A 20,100-nucleotide genomic window follows, 5' to 3' on the forward strand; every position below is an offset into this window, starting at 1 on the left:
GGTTAGATCGCATTACGCAGGCTGAGATTTTCCGGATGCGGTTGCAGGTAGGCCTGCTGCGCGATGTAGCGGTCCGGGTGTTGGCGAAAGTGATGCTTGAGCAAGGTCAGCGGCACGACCAGCGGCACGATGCCTTGCCGGTATTGGCTGATCAGTGCCTGCATTTCCTGTTTGTCTGCGGCGCTCAGGGCCTGCTTGAGGTAACCGCTGATGTGCTGCAACACATTGGAATGGGTGCCACGGGTGGCGCACTTTTTCAGGGCCGTCATCAGCTCGCTGAAATACTCGGTGGCCAGCACTGGCAGGTCACAGTCCTTGCTCATGCTGCCCAGCAGGTTGCCCAGGCTTTTGTAGTGGGCCGGACTATGGGCCATCAGCAGGTATTTATAGCGCGAGTGGAAGGCCAGCAGTTGGTGACGGGTCAGACCCTGCGCGAGCAATTGTTGCCATGTGGCATAGACAAAGACCCGGGTCAGGAAATTTTCCCGCAGCACCGGGTCGTGCAGGCGGCCATCTTCCTCCACCGGCAGGTTGGGATGGCGTGCGCAGAATGCCTGGGCATAGATGCCGCGCCCACCGCCCTCGGCCGGGGTGCCGTTGTCGCGGTAGACCTTGACCCGTTCCAGGCCGCAGGACGGTGATTTCTGCATGAAGATATAGCCGCACAGGTCCGTATGTTCGGCGGCCATGCGCTGGCCGTACTCATCCAGTGCGCCGGTCACATTCAGTTCGCGGTGGACTGTGCCCACGGCTTGCGGCTGGAGTGGGTCGCCCACCAGGCGAATCGGCTCACGGGGGATGCCCAGGCCAATAGCGACTTCTGGGCACAGTGGCACGAAGTCGAAATAGTCACTGAGTGTCTGGCTGCACAGGGGGGATTGTTTGTGCCCGCCGTTGAAACGCACGTTTTCGCCGAGCAGGCAGGCGCTGATGGCGATTTTTGGTTTGCCGGTGACGGACACGTTGCAGGACATGGCAAAACCTCGACAAGATTCCTGTACAGTTTATGGTTTCTGTACAACTAATCTCATCATAGGTTTTGCGCTGTACAAGTCAAATAGTTTGTACAAGTTTTTTGATGAGGTTATTGCCAGCCCATTTTCCAGCGCTCGGCATCTTGCAGGCTCTGCCAGGTCAGGCGTTCTCCGCGCCGGGTCAAGACGGCTTGCAGTTCAATCTCCAGTACGTTGTCTTCTTCATCGCGAAACAACTCGGTGACCAGGAAATGTTTTTCCTTGTTTCGCGGGTGGGTTGCTGTCCATTTGGAGAGCAGCAGTTTTGTTGGATTGATGCGGTTCATTGCAGGTGTCCGAGCAAGCGCCGCGCGGCTTCCTGGCCGCTGAGCCACGCGCCTTCGACCCTGCCTGACAGGCACCAGTCGCCACACACGTACAGGCCCAGGTCGGCATCCGCCAGTACTCCCCATTCATGGCTGCCCGCCGGGCGGGCGTACAGCCAGCGGTGGGCGAGGCTGAAGGAGGGCGCCGGCATGCTGCAATGCAGCAGTTCGGCAAAGGCGCCGTGCAGCAATTCGATGATGGCTTCCTTGGGCAGGTCCAGGTGCTGTTTGCTCCAGGCACTGGTGGCGTGCAGGATCCAGGTATCTGGCGTGGCGTCACGCCCTGGTTTGCTGCGGTTGCGGGCCAGCCAGTCGAGGGGGCTGTCTTGTACGAAGCAGCCTTCCATCGGCGTATCCAGCGGCGTGTCGAAGGCCAGGGCAATGGCCCAGGTCGGGTCCATTTTCACCCCGGCTGCCGTGCTCGCCAGTTTCGGCGCCGCGGCCAGCAGGGCCGTGGCCTGGTGCGCCGGGGTGGCAATGATTACGTGGCTGAAGGGGCCATGGTTGCCACCGTCGGCGTCCAGCAGGTTCCAGTGTTGCTGGCCCTGGAACACTTCGGTGATACGGCAGCCGAACTCCACCGGCAGGTCGTCCAGCAGTGCGCGGGTGATGGCGCTCATGCGCGGGGTGCCGACCCAGCGGGTCTGCTCATCGGGAGAAGGGCTCAGTTGTCCGGATTGGCAGTTGTAGAGTTGCGGTTCCCACTCGGCAACCCAGCCATTGGCTTGCCAGCGTTGTACTTCATCGACGAAGCGTCGGTCGCGGGCGGTGAAGTACTGCGCGCCAAGGTCCAGTGTGCCGGCCTCGCTGCGCTTGCTGGACATGCGCCCGCCACTGCCGCGGCTTTTATCGAAGAGTTGTACAGCGTGCCCGGCATCTTTTAACGCTCGGGCGGCCGAAAGTCCGGCGATGCCGGTACCGATGATCGCGATGGGAACAGTCATGGGAGGCCTCGTTTTACCTTTGGGTACAGACTACGCCGACACCAATAGCTGTACAATATTGTTTTTTGGTATAAGTTTCGGCATGCCTTAACGTGTGGCGTGGCCTATGGTTAAACGTAGGTCGCGCCCGATTAAAAAGATCCCTGCTTATAAAATAGACCAGCGATGCTCGGCCAACGTTACAGGAGGAAGATCTCATGCATATTTTGCTGACCGGCGGTACCGGTCTGATCGGCCGCCAGCTTTGCCAGTACTGGAGCGCCCAGGGGCATCAGTTGACGGTATGGAGCCGCAATCCCGCGCAGGTCGCCACCCTGTGCGGTGCGCAGGTGAAGGGCGTTGCCCGTTTGCAGGATGTAACGCAGCCGGTGGATGCTGTTATCAACCTGGCCGGCGCGCCGATCGCCGACCGGCTCTGGACCCATAAACGCAAGGCATTGCTGTGGAGCAGTCGGATCAGCCTGACGGAAACCTTGCTGGCCTGGCTTGAAGGCCTGGCGGTGAAACCTGCGGTGTTGATTTCCGGGTCGGCGGTGGGCTGGTATGGCGATGGCGGTGAGCGCGAGCTGACCGAAGCCAGCGGCCCGGTGCTGGACGATTTTCCCAGCCAGTTGTGCATTGCCTGGGAAGAAACCGCCCAGCGCGCCGAGGCCTTCGGCTTGCGGGTGGTGCTGGTGCGTACTGGCCTGGTGCTAGCGGCCGAGGGCGGCTTTTTGTCGCGGTTGTTACTGCCCTTTAAACTGGCGCTGGGCGGGCCTATCGGTAACGGTCGGCAGTGGATGCCGTGGGTGCATATCAAGGATCAAATCGCCCTGATTGATTTTCTTCTACACAAACCTGACGCCAGCGGTCCTTATAATGCCTGCGCGCCCCAGCCGGTGCGTAACCGCGAGTTTGCCAAGACCCTGGGCCAGGTGCTGCACCGCCCGGCGTTTATGCCGATGCCGGCGTTTGCCTTGCGGGTGGGTTTGGGCGAGTTGTCCGGCCTGTTGCTGGGCGGGCAGAAGGCGCTACCCGAGCGGTTGTTGGCCGCCGGTTTCACTTTTCAGTTCACTGAGTTGCACGCGGCCCTGGACGACTTGTCCAGCCGCCTCTAGAGATAGGATGTTGCATGACGGATCACGCGTTGTTACTGGTCAACCTGGGCTCGCCGGCGTCCACTTCGGTGGCCGATGTGCGCAGCTACCTCAATCAGTTCTTGATGGACCCGTATGTGATCGACCTGCCATGGCCGGTGCGGCGCTTGCTGGTGTCGCTGATCCTGATCAAGCGTCCCGAGCAGTCGGCCCACGCCTACGCCTCGATCTGGTGGGACGAAGGCTCGCCGCTGGTGGTCCTCAGTCGCCGCCTGCAGCAGCAGATGACCAGCCAATGGACCCATGGCCCGGTGGAACTGGCGATGCGTTATGGCGAACCGTCGATTGAAAGCGTGCTGACCCGCCTGGCCGGCCAGGGCATCCATAAGGTCACGCTGGCGCCGTTGTATCCACAGTTTGCCGACAGCACCGTGACCACGGTGATCGAAGAAGCGCGGCGGGTGGTGCGCGAGAAGAAACTCGACCTGCAGTTCTCGATCCTGCAACCGTTCTACGACCAGCCGGAATACCTCGATGCCCTGGTGGCCAGTGCCAGGCCGCATTTGCAGCAGGATTACGATCACCTGCTGTTCAGCTTCCATGGCCTGCCGGAACGCCATCTGAATAAACTCAACCCCGGGCATTCCCTGGACGGTGCGGGCGACTGCTGTGCCGATGCGTCGCCTGAGGTGCGTACCACCTGTTATCGCGGGCAATGCTTCAGCGTCGCCCGCGACTTTGCCGCGCGCATGGGCCTGCCTGAGGGTAAATGGTCGGTAGCGTTCCAGTCGCGCCTGGGCCGGGCGAAGTGGATCGAACCCTACACCGAGGCCCGCCTGGAGGCCCTGGCTCAGCAGGGGGTGAAGAAGTTGCTGGTGATGTGCCCGGCGTTTGTCGCCGATTGCATCGAGACCCTGGAGGAGATCGGTGATCGCGGCCTGGAACAGTTCCGCGAAGCCGGGGGCGAGGAGTTAGTGCTGGTGCCGTGCCTCAATGATGATCCGCAGTGGGCGGCGGCACTTAACACCTTGTGCGAAAGAGCGCCCGTCAGCCTCTAAGGTGGCGGCTTGTGTGGGAGCTGGCTCCCATACAAGCCAGTTCCCACATGGCTTCAGCGGGCTTTACTCGTGATGGGGCTGGCCAAGAAAGGTCAGTGAGCTGAACAGCGCGCGGATGTGGACCTCGCCGTTATCTTTGACCGGCACTTGTGCCTGCGCCGCAATCACATTCAGCGCTTCATTGCGCACCAGTACCTGGGCCCGGCCATCCTTGTCGGTCTCGGTACTCAAGGTGTTCGGCGCGCTGCGGTAGTCGCCAATCAACTTGATTCCGGCGGCGGGCTTGCCGTCGATCAGCACCCGTACAGGCAGCGATTGGCCTGGGCCGACGGTCAGCGGGTCGACTTCGGGCACGATCACCATCCTCAACTGATCCAGCTTGGGCAGTTTTGCCCCGGCCTGATAGATCGCCAGGCTGTACTTCAGGGCCTGGGTCGTTTCGACGGCGCCCGGCACCTGGCTGTGGCCCTTGTTCACCCATTTCTTGTCTGGGGTTTGCGTCCACAGGCCGTTATCAAACGCCACGGCCAGCACCGCAGGAGATTTGAGTGGTTGCAGGCGCGCCTGGTCGTCCAGGCGTTGTACGGTCACCGGGATCATCCGGCCACTGGCGTCATAGGCCCAGGCGCCGCTGACTTTCCTGGCCTTGAAGGCTTCGTCTTCGGCACCGTGGCCATAGACCACCTCGATATGCCCCCGGCGTTGCTCGGTCCACAGACCGTGGGCCGATACCTGGGTGGCGAACAGCAGGCCGAGCACGGCCAATGATTTGAGCGCTTGCATGGTGAGGTCCTTTTACAGATTGAGGGTCAGGCTGACGGTGAAGTTGCGCGGCTCTCCGGGGGTTACCCAGTAGTTGCTGTAGGAGCGCTCGTAGTACTTTTCATCGAACAGGTTGTTGAGGTTCAAGCCCACGGTGAGGTTGTCGCTGGCCTTGTAATGGGCCAGCAGGTCGACCGTGTGGTAGGCCGGCAACTCGAAGCTTTTACCTGCCTCGCCCGAGCGGTCGCCGACGTAGGTAAAGGCCGCGCCCAGGTCCGAACCCCGCAGGGCGCCATCCTGGAACTCATACACGCCCAACAGGCTGCCACTGCGCTTGGCCACGCCAGGGACGCGGCTGCCGGTGGGGATTTCTTTGTCACCCTTGGTCACTTGCGCATCGATGTAGGCCAGGGCACCAATCACCCGCACAGCGTCAGTCAATTGCCCGCTCAGTTGCAGGTCAACCCCCTGGCTGCGGGCCTTGCCAATGGCGCGCTTGAGGTCGGTGGCCGGGTCGGTGGCCAGGGTGTTTTCTTTATTGATATGGAAGGCGGCGACGGTGGCGCTCAGGCGGTCGTCGAACAGCTCAGTCTTGATACCGACTTCATACCCGACACCCTCTTCGGGCTCGAGGAATTTACCGGCTGCGTCCAGGTCACTTTGCGGCTTGAACGAGGTACTTGCGTTGGCAAACAGCCCCACCTGCGGGGTCAGTTGATACAGCAGGCCGGCCCGCTGGGTCATGACATCGTGGGTTTTCTGGCTCTTGGCGCCGTTGCGGGTGAAGTCCTCTGAGCTTTGCTCGACGTGCTCCAGGCGCACGCCCACCAGGCCGCGCAGGCGGTCGGTAAATACGATCTGGTCTTGCAGGTTCAGCGCCTGGCTTTTCACCTGGGTGAAAAAATCAGTGCCCGTGGGCTTGCCATTGGGCTTGGGCTGGCCATAGACCGGTTGGTAGATATCAATCGGGTAGCTGCCGGTGATGGCGGTCACCCGTTCTTTCTTGCGGTAGTCCTCGTACTCGGTGCCGATCAGCAATTCATGCTGCCAACTGCCGATATCGAACAGACCGCGCAGCTCCAACTGGGTGATGCTGTCGTGCCAACCCGTGGAGCGTTCGCGGTAACGGCGGTTGACGGTATGCCCATCGGCATTCAGCGGGCGGCTTTCCGAGGCGTGGCCCCAGAGGCTGCCTTGTTTGTAATGGCTGGCCAGGCGCAGTTTCCAGGCATCGTTCAAGTGATGCTCGAGGGTGGCTTGCAGGCGGTTGTTGTGGTTGTCGATCTCGCCGTCGTTGGGCTCGCCGAGGAAGGTCGAGCGGGACATGCCGCTCCAGCGGTCATTCGGCGCGACGATGCCCCGGTCGAACGTTGAGCTGTGGCGCACGAACTCACTTTCCACCAACAGGCTGGTGTCCGGGTCCAGTTGCCAACTGAACGATGGGGCGACAAACACCCGCTTGCTCTGCACGTGGTCACGAAAGCTGTGGTTGTCTTCCACTGCCAGATTGACCCGCGACAGCACATTGCCTTCGCTGTCCAGCGGGGTGTTGATATCGACGGCGGTGCGGTAGCGGTCCCAACTGCCGGCGCTGGTCTGCAGGGTGGTAAAGGCTTCGGCTTGGGGCTTTTTGGTGACGATATTCACGGTGCCGCCGGGATCGCCACGGCCATAGAGGCTGGCGGCGGGGCCCTTGAGCACTTCGATACGTTCGATATTGGCCGTGTCCGGCGTGCTCGGGTAGCCACGGTTGGCGCTGAAACCATCCTGGTAGAACGCCGAGGTGGTGAAGCCGCGAATACTGTATTCGTAAAGGGTCAGGCCACCGAAGTTGTTCTGCTTGGACACCCCGCCGGCAAACTCCAGGGCGCGCTCGACGTTGTTGCTGCCCAGGTCCTTGAGCACTGTGGTGGGGATCACGCTGATTGACTGTGGGATATCCCGCAGGGCGGTGTCGGTCTTGGTCCCGCTGGCCGAGCGGGTCGCACGGTAACCCGTGACCGGGCCGGTAGCGGATTCATACGCCTCGCCGGTGATGCTGGTGGTGCCCAGTTCAAGGGTGTTGGTGTCTTCTGCAAACACCGGGTCCACCAGCAATCCCAGGGCGAGACCGGCCAGGGGCGCAAACTTTCGAGACGTCATGGTCTAACATTCCAATATCAATATTGAAATAATATAACATGACTATTGAGAGTGTATCTCTTTAAGGATCGTCCTTTATTCCTGCTCTTTCACCGGGGCGGGCGGCGGGCGCAGGCCCACTTCGGCCAGCAGCTTGATCTCTTTGCCGTTGCGCATCACCTGGATCGCGACCTTTTCCGTCGGTTTGATCCGCGCCACCTGGTTCATCGAACGGCGACCATCGCCCGCCGGTTCACCGTCGATGCTGAGGATCACATCGCCCACCTGCATCCCGGCTTTCTCCGCCGGGCCGCCGCGCAGGATGCCGGCAATCACGATGCCTGGGCGCCCGGTCAGGCCAAACGACTCCGACAGCTCCTTGGTCAGCGGTTGCACTTCAATCCCCAGCCAGCCACGGATCACCTGGCCGTGCTCGATGATCGACTTCATCACTTCCATCGCCAGCTTCACCGGGATCGCAAAACCGATGCCCTGGGAGCCGCCGGACTTGGAAAAAATCGCCGTGTTGATGCCGGTCAGGTTGCCATTGGCGTCCACCAGCGCGCCGCCGGAGTTGCCCGGGTTGATCGCCGCGTCGGTCTGGATAAAGTCTTCGTAGCTGTTAAGGCCCAACTGATTACGCCCGGTGGCGCTGATGATGCCCATGGTCACGGTCTGGCCGACGCCGAACGGGTTGCCGATCGCCAAGGCCACATCACCGACCCGCAGGCTTTCGGAGCGGCCGATGGTGATGGAGGGCAGGTTCTTCAGGTCGATCTTCAGGACCGCAAGGTCGGTTTCCGGGTCGCTGCCCACTACCCGCGCCAGGGTTTCGCGGCCATCGCGCAGGGCCACGACAATCTGGTCGGCCCCGGTGCTTACATGGTTGTTGGTCAGGATGTAGCCTTCGGGGCTCATGATCACCCCGGAGCCGAGGCTCGACTCCATGCGGCGCTGCTTGGGCGAATTGTCACCGAAGAACCGCCGGAACTGTGGGTCTTCAAACAGCGGGTGCGCCGGTTTATTGATGACTTTGGTGGTGTATAGGTTGACCACTGCGGGCGCAGCGACCACCACCGCATCGGCGTAGGTCACCGGGCCTTGTTGCACCGCGCTGGTTTGCGGTGCCTGTTGCAGGTTGACGTCCAGGCTTGGCAGGCCGACCCATTGCGGATAACGCTGAATAATCAGCATCGCGATCAGCACGCCGGCCAACAATGGCCATCCAAAAAAACGCAGCGCCTTGAGCATCAAGTAAGTCCTGACAGGTTGCAGGGGGCGCGGGAGCGCCCATAATGTCGCGCATTATACGAGGCCGCGAGCGCCTCTGAACGGGATATTTAGGAGTCTTTTATGGCCGTCGCCCTGAGCACCCTGGTTGAAGAAGCGGATCGCTACTTGAACAGCGCGAAAATTGCCGATTACTGCCCCAATGGCCTGCAGGTCGAAGGCCGGCCGCAGGTGTTGCGCATTGTCAGTGGCGTGACTGCCAGCCAAGCGCTGCTCGACGCGGCGGTGGAGGCCAAGGCCGACCTGGTGCTGGTGCATCACGGTTATTTCTGGAAAGGCGAGAGCCCGTGCATCACCGGCATGAAACAGCGCCGCCTCAAGACCCTGCTCAAGCACGACATCAGCCTCCTGGCCTACCACCTGCCGCTGGACCTGCACCCGGACGTGGGCAACAACGTGCAGTTGGCCCGCCAGTTGGACATCACCGTCGAAGGCCCGCTGGACCCGGACAACCTTAAGGTCGTCGGCCTGGTCGGCTCCTTGGCCGAGCCCCTGTCGGCACGGGATTTCGCCCGCCGTGTGCAGGAAGCCATGGGCCGCGAGCCGCTGCTGATCGAAGGCAGCGCGATGATCCGCCGCGTGGGCTGGTGCACCGGCGGCGGCCAGGGCTACATCGACCAGGCCGTGCTGGCCGGGGTGGATTTGTACCTCAGCGGCGAGGCCTCGGAACAGACCTTCCACAGTGCCCGGGAAAACGACATCAGCTTTATCGCCGCCGGCCATCATGCCACCGAGCGTTATGGCGTGCAGGCCCTGGGCGATTACCTGGCCCGGCGCTTTGCCCTCGAGCACCTGTTTATCGACTGCCCCAACCCGATCTGAGCCTCCCCACAGGCCCGTCATTGCAGGCAAACCGAGCGGTATATCCATATACCGTTTCGATCTAGCCAGCTCCCTGATTAGAAGCAGGTGCTGTGCTAGCATGCCTCGCTCGAACACGGCCCGCAGGCCGTCCATAAGATCGTTTTTCCGTGAGTAGCCATGGTCGACAAACTGACGCATCTGAAACAGCTGGAGGCGGAGAGCATCCACATCATCCGTGAGGTTGCCGCCGAGTTCGACAACCCCGTGATGCTCTACTCCATCGGCAAAGACTCCGCCGTGATGCTGCATCTGGCGCGCAAGGCATTCTTCCCGGGCAAGCTGCCGTTTCCGGTGATGCATGTGGACACCCAGTGGAAATTCCAGGAAATGTACAAGTTTCGCGACCGCATGGTCGAGGAACTGGGCCTGGAGCTGATCACTCACGTCAACCCGGACGGTGTGGCGCAGGGCATCAACCCGTTCACCCACGGCAGCGCCAAGCACACCGACATCATGAAGACCGAAGGCCTGAAACAAGCCTTGGACCAGCATGGTTTCGACGCAGCCTTCGGCGGCGCCCGTCGCGATGAAGAGAAATCCCGCGCCAAAGAGCGCGTGTACTCGTTCCGCGACAGCAAGCACCGCTGGGACCCGAAAAACCAGCGCCCGGAGCTGTGGAACGTCTACAACGGCAACGTCAACAAGGGCGAGTCGATCCGCGTGTTCCCGCTGTCCAACTGGACCGAGCTGGATATCTGGCAGTACATCTATCTGGAAGGCATCCCCATCGTGCCGCTGTACTTCGCCGCCGAACGTGAAGTGATCGAGAAGAACGGCACGCTGATCATGATCGACGACGAGCGCATCCTCGAGCACCTGTCCGACGAGGACAAAGCCCGCATCGTCAAAAAGAAAGTCCGTTTCCGTACCCTTGGCTGCTACCCGTTGACGGGCGCGGTGGAGTCCGAAGCCGAGACGCTGACGGACATCATCCAGGAAATGCTCCTGACGCGAACTTCCGAGCGCCAGGGCCGTGTCATCGACCACGATGGTGCAGGCTCGATGGAAGATAAAAAACGTCAAGGTTATTTCTAAGGGGCTGTCATGTCGCATCAATCTGATTTGATCAGCGAGGACATCCTCGCCTACCTGGGCCAGCACGAACGCAAGGAAATGCTGCGCTTTCTGACCTGTGGCAACGTCGACGACGGCAAGAGCACCCTGATCGGGCGCCTGCTGCACGACTCCAAGATGATCTACGAAGACCATCTGGAAGCCATCACCCGCGATTCGAAGAAAGTCGGCACCACCGGTGACGATATCGACCTGGCTTTGCTGGTCGACGGCCTGCAGGCCGAGCGTGAGCAGGGCATCACCATTGATGTGGCCTACCGCTATTTCTCCACCGCCAAGCGCAAATTCATCATTGCCGACACCCCCGGCCATGAGCAGTACACCCGCAACATGGCCACCGGTGCGTCCACCTGTGACCTGGCGATCATCCTGGTGGATGCGCGCTACGGCGTGCAGACCCAGACCCGTCGCCACAGCTTTATCGCCTCGCTGTTGGGCATCAAGCACATCGTCATCGCGATCAACAAGATGGACCTCAACGGTTTCGACGAGAGCATCTTCGAGTCGATCAAGGCCGACTACCTGAAGTTTGCCGAGGGCATTGCGTTCAAGCCGAGCACCATGGCCTTTGTGCCGATGTCGGCGCTCAAGGGCGACAACGTGGTGAACAAGAGCGAGCGTTCGCCGTGGTACACCGGCCAGTCGCTGATGGAGATCCTCGAAACCGTCGAGATCGCCAACGACCGCAACTACACCGACCTGCGTTTCCCGGTGCAGTACGTCAACCGCCCGAACCTGAACTTCCGTGGTTTCGCCGGCACCCTGGCCAGCGGCATCGTGCACAAGGGCGACGAAGTGGTGGTGCTGCCGTCGGGCAAGAGCAGCCGCATCAAATCCATCGTCACCTTCGAAGGTGAGCTGGAGCACGCAGGCCCAGGCCAGGCCGTGACCCTGACCATGGAAGACGAGATCGACATCTCCCGTGGCGACCTGCTGGTGCATGCCGACAACGTGCCGCAAGTGACCGACGCCTTCGACGCCATGCTGGTGTGGATGGCCGAGGAGCCGATGCTGCCGGGCAAGAAATACGACATCAAGCGTGCTACCAGCTACGTGCCGGGTTCCATCACCAGCATCGTGCATCGTGTGGATGTGAACACCTTGGAAGAAGGCCCCGCCAGTGCCTTGCAACTGAACGAGATCGGTCGGGTCAAGGTCAGCCTCGACGCGGCGATTGCCCTGGACGGTTACGCCAGCAACCGCACCACCGGCGCCTTTATCGTGATTGATCGCCTGACCAACGGCACTGTGGCCGCGGGCATGATCATCGCACCACCGGTCAGCCATGGCAGCGCGGCGCAGCACGGCAAGCTGGCCCACGTGGCCACCGAAGAGCGCGCCCAGCGTTTCGGCCAGCAGCCGGCCACCGTGTTGTTCAGCGGTCTGTCGGGCGCAGGCAAGAGCACCTTGGCCTATGCAGTTGAGCGTAAATTGTTCGACATGGGCCGTGCGGTGTTTGTGCTCGATGGCCAGAACCTGCGCCATGACCTCAATAAAGGTCTGCCACAGGACCGAGCCGGGCGTACCGAGAACTGGCGGCGTGCTGCTCACGTGGCGCGTCAGTTCAACGAAGCCGGCCTGCTGACCCTGGCGGCCTTCGTGGCGCCGGATGCCGAGGGCCGTGAACAGGCCAAGGCGTTGATCGGCAGTGATCGTTTGCTGACCGTGTACGTGCAGGCCTCGCCGCTGGTGTGTGCCGAGCGTGACCCGCAAGGCCTGTATGCTGCGGGTGGGGATAACATCCCTGGTGAGTCGTTCCCGTACGACGTGCCGTTGAATGCCGACCTGGTGCTCGACACCCAGGCCCTGTCGCTGGACGACAGCGTCAAGCAAGTGCTGGAGCTGTTGCGCCAGCGCGGCGCGATCTAAACCTCGCCGCCACAAAAAAGCCCGCCACCGATCACTCGGTGGCGGGCTTTTCACATTCTTCAGGTTGACACAGTCAGTGTGGGAGCTGGTTTGCCTGCGATGGCAGTGGTTCAGGCAATGCACTTACATCTGACAGACCGCTATCGCGGGCACGCCACACACAGGTTGATCAGCGATTACCTGGGTACTCGATGTGAAGCCGGCTCAACAGGGCATCCTTGTCTTCCCACAACTGGTTGATCCAGCCCTGGAACGCCAACCGATACTCCCCATCCTGTTCATAATTCTTGCCAATGAACTCGGCCGGGATCTGCACCTCTTCAAACTGCACCACCACGTCTTTTACATTGCCGCACAGCAAGTCCCAGAACCCCGGGCGCCCGCCTGGGTAGTGGATAGTCACATTGACCAGTGACTTCAGTTGCTCGCCCATGGCATCCAGTACAAACGCAATGCCGCCGGCCTTGGGCTTGAGCAGGTAGCGGAACGGCGATTGTTGCTGGGCATGTTTGCCAGGGGTAAACCGCGTGCCTTCGGCAAAGTTGAAAATACCCACCGGGTTGTCGCGAAATTTCGCACAGGTCTTGCGGGTGGTTTCCAGATCCTTGCCTTTCTTCTCCGGGTGTTTCTCCAGGTAGGCCTTGGTGTAACGCTTCATGAAGGGGAAGCCCAGCGCCCACCACGCGAGGCCAATCACCGGTACCCAGATCAGCTCCTGCTTGAGGAAAAACTTCAGTGGGCGGATCCGTCGATTGAGCACGTACTGCAACACCATGATATCGACCCAGCTCTGGTGGTTGCTGGTCACCAGGTACGAGTGCTGGTAGTCCAGGCCTTCCAGGCCCTTGAGGTGCCAGCGGGTGCGGCGCACCAGGTTCATCCAGGCCTTGTTATTGCTGATCCACGCTTCATGGGTGTGGTTCATCAACCACTCGCTGAAGCGCTTGGCGAACGGCAGCGCCTTGAACAGCGCGACGATAAACAGGAATGAACACAGCAGGATGGTGTTCAACGCCAGCAGCAGCGAGGCAAGGACCCCACGCAGGGGGGCAGGCAGAAAGTCCAGCATTTAGGCATCCATAGGTCGGTTGGCGGCTTGAATCGCGGTCAGGGCGATGGTGTAGACGATATCGTCCACCTGGGCCCCACGGGGCAGGTCGTTCACAGGTTTGCGCAGGCCTTGGAGCATCGGGCCGAGGCTGACGCAATCGGCACTGCGCTGCACGGCTTTGTGGGTGGTGTTGCCGGTGTTGAGGTCGGGGAACACAAAGACCGTGGCCTTGCCCGCCACCAGGCTGTTGGGTGCCAGTTGCCGAGCGACGTTTTCGTTGGCGGCGGCATCGTACTGCAAGGGGCCATCGATCAGCAGCGAGCTTTGTTGTTCGTGGGCCAGCAGGGTGGCCTCGCGGACTTTCTCCACTTCTTCGCCACTGGCCGAGTCACCACTGGAGTAGCTGATCATCGCCACGCGCGGGGTGATACCGAAGGCGGCGGCCGAGTCGGCGCTCTGCAGGGCGATTTCCGCGAGTTCCGCGGCGCTGGGGTGCGGGTTCATCACGCAGTCGCCGTAGACCAGTACTTGTTCAGGGAACAGCATGAAAAACACCGACGACACCAGGGTGCAGCCCGGCGCGGTCTTGATCAGTTGCAGGGCCGGGCGGATGGTATTGGCGGTGGAGTGGATGACCCCGGAGACCAGGCCGTCCACTTCATCCAGCGCCAGCATCATGGTGGCGATCACCACGGTGTCTTCCAGTTGCTGCTCGGCCATCGGCGCGTTGAGGCTTTTGCTCTTGCGCAGGGCCACCATCGGCTCGACATAGCGCTCGCGAATCAGGTCCGGGTCAAGAATCTCCAGGCCTTCGGGCAACTCGATGCCGTGGGCGCGGGCCACGGCTTCGACGTCAGCCGGCTTGGCCAGCAGCACACAACGGGCAATGCCCCGGGCCTGGCAGATGGCGGCGGCTTGCACGGTCAGCGGCTCGCTGCCCTCGGGCAGCACAATGCGCTTGTTGGCGGCCTGGGCACGCTGGATCAACTGGTAGCGGAACACTGCCGGCGACAGGCGCATCTCCCGTGGCGTACCGCAACGCTGGTGCAGCCAGCGCGCGTCCAGGTGGCTGGCGACGAAATCGGTGATGATCTCCGCACGTTCGCGGTCATCAATCGGGATTTCCTTGTTCAGGCTGTTGAGTTGGTTGGCGGTGTCGTAGGAGCCGGTGCTCACCGACAGCACCGGCAGCCCGGCCTGGAACGCACCACGGCACAGGTCCATAATCCGTGGGTCGGGCAGGGTGTCGCTGGTCAGCAGCAGGCCGGCCAGGGGCACGCCATTGATCGCGGCCAGGCTGACGGCGAGGATGATGTCGTCGCGATCCCCCGGCGTCACCACCAGCACGCCGGGCTTGAGCAGCTCCACGGTGTTGCGCATGGTGCGTGCGCAGATGATGATTTTGCTCATGCGCCGGGTTTCATAGTCGCCCGCATTGAGCACTTGTGCGCCCATCAGGTCGGCCACGTCGCGAGTGCGCGGGGCATTGAGCTCGGGCTGGAACGGGATACAGCCCAGCAAGCGGAAATCGCCACTGCGCAGTAACGGCGAATGCTCCTTGAGGCGCGCGGCGAAGACTTCCATGCTTTCGTCGGTCTGCACCTTGTTCAGAATCACGCCCAGCACTTTCGGGTCTTTCGGGCCGCCGAACAGTTGCGCCTGCAATTCCACGCGGCCGGACAGTTCGGTCAGCACTTCGTTTTCCGGGGCCGAGACGAGGATGACTTCGGCATCCAGGCTTTTCGCCAGGTGCAGGTTGACCCGTGCGGCATAGCTGGCGCTGCGGGTCGGCACCATGCCCTCGACAATCAGCACGTCCTTGCCCACGGCGGCCTGCTGGTACAGGGTGATGATTTCTTCGAGCAACTCATCGAGCTGGCCATCGCCGAGCATCCGCTCGACATGGGCCAACCCCAGGGGTTGCGGCGGTTTCAGGCCGTGGGTACGCGCCACCAGCTCGGTGGAGCGCTCAGGCCCGGTATCGCCGGGGTGCGGCTGGGCAATCGGTTTGAAAAAGCCGACTTTCAGCCCGGCCCGCTCAAGGGTACGCACCAGCCCAAGGCTGATGGAGGTCAGACCCACACCAAAATCGGTGGGCGCGATAAAAAAAGTCTGCATGCGAATTCTCTGAAGGTGCATGGCTTCGGTGGTGCGCTATGGCTGCGCGCCGACCGGGAATCAGTTGCCAAGGGTATCGTTATCCGGGCGCTGCGCACACCAGCCACAGGCAAAGGGCTGGCCTATTTTTGCCAGGCGTTGCGCCGGATCAATCACCCAGCCCCTGGATTGCCAGGGCGGCTGGTGGCGCAGGTGTTGCGTATGGCCGCAGGACAGCGCGGCGACCCAGTGGCCGTCTGCGTCCTGATGAAATCCGACGACCGTCGAGTCACTGGATCGACTCCGTCTGTCCGGGTTGTGTTCGCTTTCGGGCAAATCCTTGTTTAGACTTGTCCGTTCTTCATTCTTATGCAAAAGGTCTCGCCCCATGCCGATCGCCGCCAACAAGGCTGTCTCCATTGACTATACCCTGACCAACGACGCTGGTGAGGTCATCGACAGCTCCGCCGGCGGCGCGCCGCTGGTCTACCTGCAAGGCGCAGGTAACATCATCCCGGGCCTGGAAAAGGCCCTGGAAGGCAAAGAGGTTGGTGATGAACTGACCGTTGCCGTAGAACCTGAAGATGCCTACGGCGAGTACTCGGCCGAACTGGTCAGCACCCTGAGCCGCAGCATGTTCGAAGGCGTCGACGAACTGGAAGTGGGCATGCAGTTCCACGCCTCCGCTCCGGACGGCCAAATGCAGATCGTGACCATCCGCGACCTGGACGGCGACGATGTCACCGTCGACGGCAACCACCCGCTGGCAGGCCAGCGCCTGAACTTCCAGGTCAAGATCGTTGCCATCCGCGACGCTTCCCAGGAAGAAGTTGCCCACGGCCACGTACACGGCGAAGGTGGTCACCACCATTGATTGACGGGCCACGTCCAGTCAGTTGAAAAGAAAGGCGCCTTCGGGCGCCTTTTTTGATTGGCGGCTATTCTTGCCGGCTGGGCGGCTGTAATCTCGAATGGCCGTTACACAGAATATGGGAAATCTGGAGTTCGTCATGAGTGCTTTCCACGACCTTAAACTCACAGCCCTGGATGGTCAGGAGCTGCCTCTGACGCCCTATAAGGGGCAAGTCGTGCTGGTGGTCAATGTCGCCTCCAAGTGTGGACTGACCCCGCAGTATGCGGCGCTGGAAAAACTTTATCAGCAGTACAAGGGCCAGGGTTTCACCGTGCTGGGCCTGCCGTGCAATCAATTTGCAGGCCAGGAGCCCGGGACTGAAGACGAGATCCAGGCGTTTTGCAGCCTCAACTATGGCGTGAGCTTTCCCCTGGGCAGCAAGCTGGAGGTCAACGGTCCCGATCGTCATCAGTTGTACCGCTTGCTGGCAGGTGAGGGCGCGGAGTTTCCAGGGGATATCACCTGGAACTTCGAGAAATTCCTGCTGGGCAAGGATGGGCGGGTGCTGGCGCGTTTTTCCCCACGTACCGCGCCTGATGATCCGAGTGTTATCCAGGCCATCGAAAAGGCCCTGGCCTGATTTGGCGCTGTGGTGAGGGGGCACGCCCCTTTGCCACAAGTCGATGTATCCTCCCGCTTTTGCACCTTAATCACCGCAATCAATAGTGCTATCCAGTGCGGTCTGCACTCCATATTATCCGCATCATAAAACCCCTTTCATGCGGAGTGCTGCCATGCCTGTCCAAGCCTTGTTCAAACCTTTCCAGCTCGGTGCACTGCAATTGCCGACCCGCGTGGTCATGGCGCCGATGACCCGTTCGTTTTCCCCCGGTGGCGTACCCAATTCCAAAGTCATCGAGTACTACCGCCGTCGCGCGGCGGCCGGCGTTGGCCTGATCATCACAGAGGGCACGGTGGTGGGCCACCAGGCTTCCAACGGCTATCCGAATGTCCCGCATTTCTACGGTGAAGCGGCATTGGCCGGCTGGAAGAAAGTGGTCGACGCGGTGCATGCCGAGGGCGGCAAGATCGTCCCGCAACTGTGGCACGTTGGCAGCGTGCGGCGCATAGGCACAGAACCCGATGCCAGCGTGCCGGCCTATGGCCCGATGGAAAAACTCAAGGACGGCAACGTGGTGGTCCACGGCATGACGGTCCAGGATATCCAGGCGGTGATTGCTGCCTTCGCCCAGGCCGCCAAGGATGCCCAGAGCATCGGTATGGACGGCGTGGAGATCCACGGTGCCCACGGTTACCTGGTCGACCAGTTCTTCTGGGAAGGCAGCAACCAGCGTACCGATGAATACGGTGGCAGCCTGGCCAATCGCTCCCGGTTCGCCATCGAGTTGATTCAGGCCGTGCGGGCGGCGGTAGGTCCCGAGTTCCCGATCATTTTCCGTTTCTCCCAATGGAAGCAGCAGGATTACACCGCGCGCCTGGTGCAAACGCCCGAGGCACTGGGTGAGTTTCTCAAGCCGTTGTCGGACGCGGGTGTGGATATTTTCCACTGCTCCACACGGCGTTTCTGGGAACCGGAGTTTGAAGGCTCCGAGCTGAACCTGGCGGGCTGGACCCGCAAGCTCACTGGCAAGCCGACCATCACTGTGGGCAGCGTGGGCCTGGATGGCGAGTTCCTGCAGTTCATGGTCAATACTGACAAAGTGGCGCAGCCGGCGAGCCTGGAAAAACTGCTGGAGCGCCTGAATAACGATGAGTTCGACCTGGTGGCCGTTGGTCGTGCGCTGCTGGTCGACCCGGATTGGGCGCTGAAGGTCCGTGAAGGCCGTGAGGGCGATATCTTGCCGTTCAGTCGTGAAGCGCTGATGACCTTGGTGTGACGCTCAGGATGAGCCGGCTGGCCCGGCTCATCCCCATGCTTTAGCTGCGGCTGAAGGGCGGGCTATCCACCCTTGGCGGTGTTCGGAGCGTACATCAAGGGGCGCGATGCAACCTCGGGCGGTAGCGGATTATCCACCCTTGGGGCGGAAGTAAGCTGCTCAAAGGGGCGGGACTCTGCCTTAGGCTGACCCGAGCTGACTTGGCTGGGTGAGTGTGAGGGCTCTTGCGACGATATCCCGAACTGCCGCCGAAGTTGATTGCGCTGCGCTTTTTCCTGCACGGCTGTTTGATCAGGGAGGTCTGCCTCATGTGTGAGTCGATTGAATCGGTCACTGTTCAGCAGTTTCTGCTCGTCGGCGGTGAAGGGTTCGATGTCTCTGCCGTGCTTTTGCCATAAATGATCATACTGCGCGGGATCCTTCTGGCCGTTGTTCGGGGGGAGGGCTGAGGTCGGTAAAGGGTTGGTGTTGATTAACATGGTTAAGACTCCATCGCATGATTGTCTGCGCAGACCTGCACGAGCCTGAATCTGCAGCCCTATCTGTATGGCGCTAGAGGGCTGATGGTTCCATGTCTAAAGTAACTGGATATACCTCACACCAGGCGCGAGCTGCCTGTATCGACAGGTTCCTCACCGCACACGCTGCGCAGTTGGTGCTCGAACTGCTCGATAATCGCCGGCCAGCCCTGGCGACTGGCATGTTGGCGGGCATTCAGGCGCATCCGGCGCAGACTCTCGGGTTCTTCCAGTAACCAACTGGCGGCATCGCAAAATGCCTCCTCGTCCCCCGGCATCGCCACGGCACCACTGTAGCCATGGCGGATATGCTGGGTGGCGGCCGCCTGGTCGTAGGCCACTACGCCCAATCCGGAGGCCATGGCTTCCAGTACCACGTTGCCAAAGGTCTCGGTGAGGCTGGGGAACAGAAACAAGTCCCCTGACGCATAGTGCCGGGCCAGTTCCTCGCCGCGTTGCGTGCCGCAGAAAATCGCCTCGGGGAGGCTCTTTGCCAGTGTCTCCCGCTGTGGCCCGTCACCGACCACGATCAGCTTCAAACGACGCTGTGGATAAGTGGCCTGCAACCCCTCGAAGCAGCGTTTGAGCAAGCCGAGGTTTTTCTCTGGCGCCAGGCGTCCGACATGCAAGATCGCAATATCGTCATTGCCCAGGCCCCACTGCCCACGCAAGGTGTTGTCACGCCTGGCCGGGTGGAACAGTTGGCTGTCGACCCCGCGCGACAACAGGTCCAGGCGCTCGAAGTGGCGGCGTTCCAGTTCCAGGCGTTGGCTGACGCTGGGCACCAGGGTCAGGCTGGAACGGTTGTGGAACCAGCGCAGGTAGTGGGTCAGGATGCGGCTGAGCATGCTTAGGCCGTACTGGCTGGAATACTGCTGGAAGTTGGTATGGAAACCGCTGACCACGCTGATCCCCAGGCGCCGTGCCGCGCGCAAGGCCGACAAGCCCAGCGGGCCTTCGGTGGCAATGTACAGCACGTCCGGACGCTGGCGTTTCCAGCGCCGCAGCAGTTTGTGCATCGAGGACTGGCCCCATTGCAGGCCGGGATACCCTGGCAGAGGCCAGCCGCGACACAACAGTAGGCCGTCGTCGCTGAGGCGGCTCAAGTCGCCACCCTGGCGCGGGCGCACCAACTCCACCTGATGCCCACGGGCGCGCAGGCCGTCACACAGGCGGCCAAGGGTGTTGGCCACGCCGTTGATTTCCGGTGGGAAGGTTTCGGTGATCAGGGTGATATTCAGGGAAGCTGTCGTCATGCAGCCAGTGTCGGCGCGGGCCATGTCGTC

General features: G+C 61.4%; 19 protein-coding genes. 8 read left to right on the forward strand and 11 right to left on the reverse strand.

Annotated elements, in window-relative coordinates:
- Positions 1-2 precede the first annotated feature (2 nt).
- The 3 genes from PSFL_RS25985 to PSFL_RS25995 all read right to left on the reverse strand — a co-directional run bounded on the left by PSFL_RS25985 (position 3) and on the right by PSFL_RS25995 (position 2,283).
- Complete coding sequence (locus tag PSFL_RS25985; protein WP_397470666.1) at positions 3-962, reverse strand: YbgA family protein; 960 nt, start codon at positions 960-962, stop codon at positions 3-5.
- 122 nt (positions 963-1,084) lie between these two features.
- Complete coding sequence (locus PSFL_RS25990) at positions 1,085-1,300, reverse strand: TIGR02450 family Trp-rich protein (protein WP_057437771.1); 216 nt, start codon at positions 1,298-1,300, stop codon at positions 1,085-1,087.
- Entirely contained in the window at positions 1,297-2,283 is a 987-nt protein-coding gene (locus PSFL_RS25995) for an NAD(P)/FAD-dependent oxidoreductase (RefSeq protein WP_057437773.1), read from the reverse strand. Before PSFL_RS25995 ends, PSFL_RS25990 begins: the two co-directional genes overlap by 4 nt.
- A gap of 197 nt (positions 2,284-2,480) precedes the next feature.
- Between PSFL_RS25995 and PSFL_RS26000 the strand changes: the two genes are divergently transcribed.
- Both PSFL_RS26000 and hemH read left to right on the forward strand, forming a co-directional pair.
- On the forward strand, positions 2,481-3,380 hold the full coding sequence (locus PSFL_RS26000) for a TIGR01777 family oxidoreductase (protein WP_057437775.1): 900 nt from the start codon (positions 2,481-2,483) through the stop codon (positions 3,378-3,380).
- A 14-nt stretch (positions 3,381-3,394) separates the two neighbouring features.
- Positions 3,395-4,417, forward strand: a complete 1,023-nt coding sequence (hemH, locus tag PSFL_RS26005) for a ferrochelatase (protein ID WP_169960581.1) — start codon at positions 3,395-3,397, stop codon at positions 4,415-4,417.
- A gap of 63 nt (positions 4,418-4,480) precedes the next feature.
- On the opposite strand, the gene PSFL_RS26010 is transcribed toward hemH, so the two are convergent.
- The 3 genes from PSFL_RS26010 to algW form a co-directional block, all read right to left on the reverse strand.
- The gene (locus tag PSFL_RS26010) at positions 4,481-5,200 is read right to left on the reverse strand and encodes a DUF4198 domain-containing protein (protein ID WP_057958312.1); all 720 of its coding nucleotides are present in this window, start codon (positions 5,198-5,200) and stop codon (positions 4,481-4,483) included.
- Positions 5,201-5,212: 12 nt separating this feature from the next.
- Entirely contained in the window at positions 5,213-7,321 is a 2,109-nt protein-coding gene (locus PSFL_RS26015; RefSeq protein ID WP_397470641.1) for a TonB-dependent siderophore receptor, read from the reverse strand.
- 75 nt (positions 7,322-7,396) lie between these two features.
- A complete protein-coding gene (gene algW / locus PSFL_RS26020) occupies positions 7,397-8,551 on the reverse strand; it encodes a Do family serine endopeptidase AlgW (protein WP_057437778.1) in 1,155 nt (384 codons plus the stop codon).
- A gap of 102 nt (positions 8,552-8,653) precedes the next feature.
- Between algW and PSFL_RS26025 the strand changes: the two genes are divergently transcribed.
- From PSFL_RS26025 to cysN, 3 genes are all read left to right on the forward strand, one after another.
- Positions 8,654-9,412, forward strand: coding sequence for a Nif3-like dinuclear metal center hexameric protein (locus PSFL_RS26025; protein WP_057958314.1), 759 nt, complete (start codon positions 8,654-8,656; stop codon positions 9,410-9,412).
- 159 nt (positions 9,413-9,571) lie between these two features.
- Entirely contained in the window at positions 9,572-10,489 is a 918-nt protein-coding gene (gene cysD / locus PSFL_RS26030) for a sulfate adenylyltransferase subunit CysD (RefSeq protein ID WP_057437780.1), read from the forward strand.
- Positions 10,490-10,498: 9 nt separating this feature from the next.
- Positions 10,499-12,397, forward strand: a complete 1,899-nt coding sequence (gene cysN / locus PSFL_RS26035) for a sulfate adenylyltransferase subunit CysN (protein WP_057958315.1) — start codon at positions 10,499-10,501, stop codon at positions 12,395-12,397.
- A gap of 169 nt (positions 12,398-12,566) precedes the next feature.
- Here the strand turns inward: cysN and PSFL_RS26040 are convergent, their stop codons facing one another.
- From PSFL_RS26040 to PSFL_RS26050, 3 genes are read right to left on the reverse strand one after another with little or no spacing between them, the layout of a single operon-like run.
- The gene (locus tag PSFL_RS26040) at positions 12,567-13,466 is read right to left on the reverse strand and encodes an acyltransferase (protein WP_057958316.1); all 900 of its coding nucleotides are present in this window, start codon (positions 13,464-13,466) and stop codon (positions 12,567-12,569) included.
- On the reverse strand, positions 13,467-15,566 hold the full coding sequence (gene pta, locus PSFL_RS26045; protein ID WP_057958317.1) for a phosphate acetyltransferase: 2,100 nt from the start codon (positions 15,564-15,566) through the stop codon (positions 13,467-13,469).
- A gap of 60 nt (positions 15,567-15,626) precedes the next feature.
- Entirely contained in the window at positions 15,627-15,965 is a 339-nt protein-coding gene (locus tag PSFL_RS26050) for a DUF3565 domain-containing protein (RefSeq protein ID WP_081044174.1), read from the reverse strand.
- Here PSFL_RS26050 and PSFL_RS26055 point away from each other — a divergent pair.
- The 3 genes from PSFL_RS26055 (at position 15,934) to PSFL_RS26065 (ending at position 18,296) form a co-directional block, all read left to right on the forward strand.
- Positions 15,934-16,419 carry a peptidylprolyl isomerase gene (locus tag PSFL_RS26055; RefSeq protein WP_017476012.1) on the forward strand — a complete coding sequence of 162 codons (486 nt, stop codon included), beginning with the start codon at positions 15,934-15,936 and terminating at the stop codon, positions 16,417-16,419. The genes PSFL_RS26050 and PSFL_RS26055 overlap by 32 nt on opposite strands.
- A 136-nt stretch (positions 16,420-16,555) precedes the next feature.
- Complete coding sequence (locus PSFL_RS26060) at positions 16,556-17,038, forward strand: glutathione peroxidase (protein ID WP_057958318.1); 483 nt, start codon at positions 16,556-16,558, stop codon at positions 17,036-17,038.
- A 154-nt stretch (positions 17,039-17,192) separates the two neighbouring features.
- The gene (locus tag PSFL_RS26065) at positions 17,193-18,296 is read left to right on the forward strand and encodes an NADH:flavin oxidoreductase (RefSeq protein ID WP_057437784.1); all 1,104 of its coding nucleotides are present in this window, start codon (positions 17,193-17,195) and stop codon (positions 18,294-18,296) included.
- Between the two features lie 62 nt (positions 18,297-18,358).
- Here the strand turns inward: PSFL_RS26065 and PSFL_RS26070 are convergent, their stop codons facing one another.
- Together PSFL_RS26070 and PSFL_RS26075 are read right to left on the reverse strand one after the other, a co-directional pair.
- Entirely contained in the window at positions 18,359-18,775 is a 417-nt protein-coding gene (locus PSFL_RS26070; RefSeq protein ID WP_057437786.1) for a hypothetical protein, read from the reverse strand.
- A 116-nt stretch (positions 18,776-18,891) separates the two neighbouring features.
- Positions 18,892-20,070, reverse strand: coding sequence for a glycosyltransferase family 1 protein (locus tag PSFL_RS26075; RefSeq protein WP_169960576.1), 1,179 nt, complete (start codon positions 20,068-20,070; stop codon positions 18,892-18,894).
- Positions 20,071-20,100: the final 30 nt, after the last annotated feature.

The sequence above is a fragment of the Pseudomonas sp. DD1 genome (genome assembly GCF_044510355.1).
GTDB lineage: Bacteria > Pseudomonadota > Gammaproteobacteria > Pseudomonadales > Pseudomonadaceae > Aquipseudomonas > Aquipseudomonas shahriarae.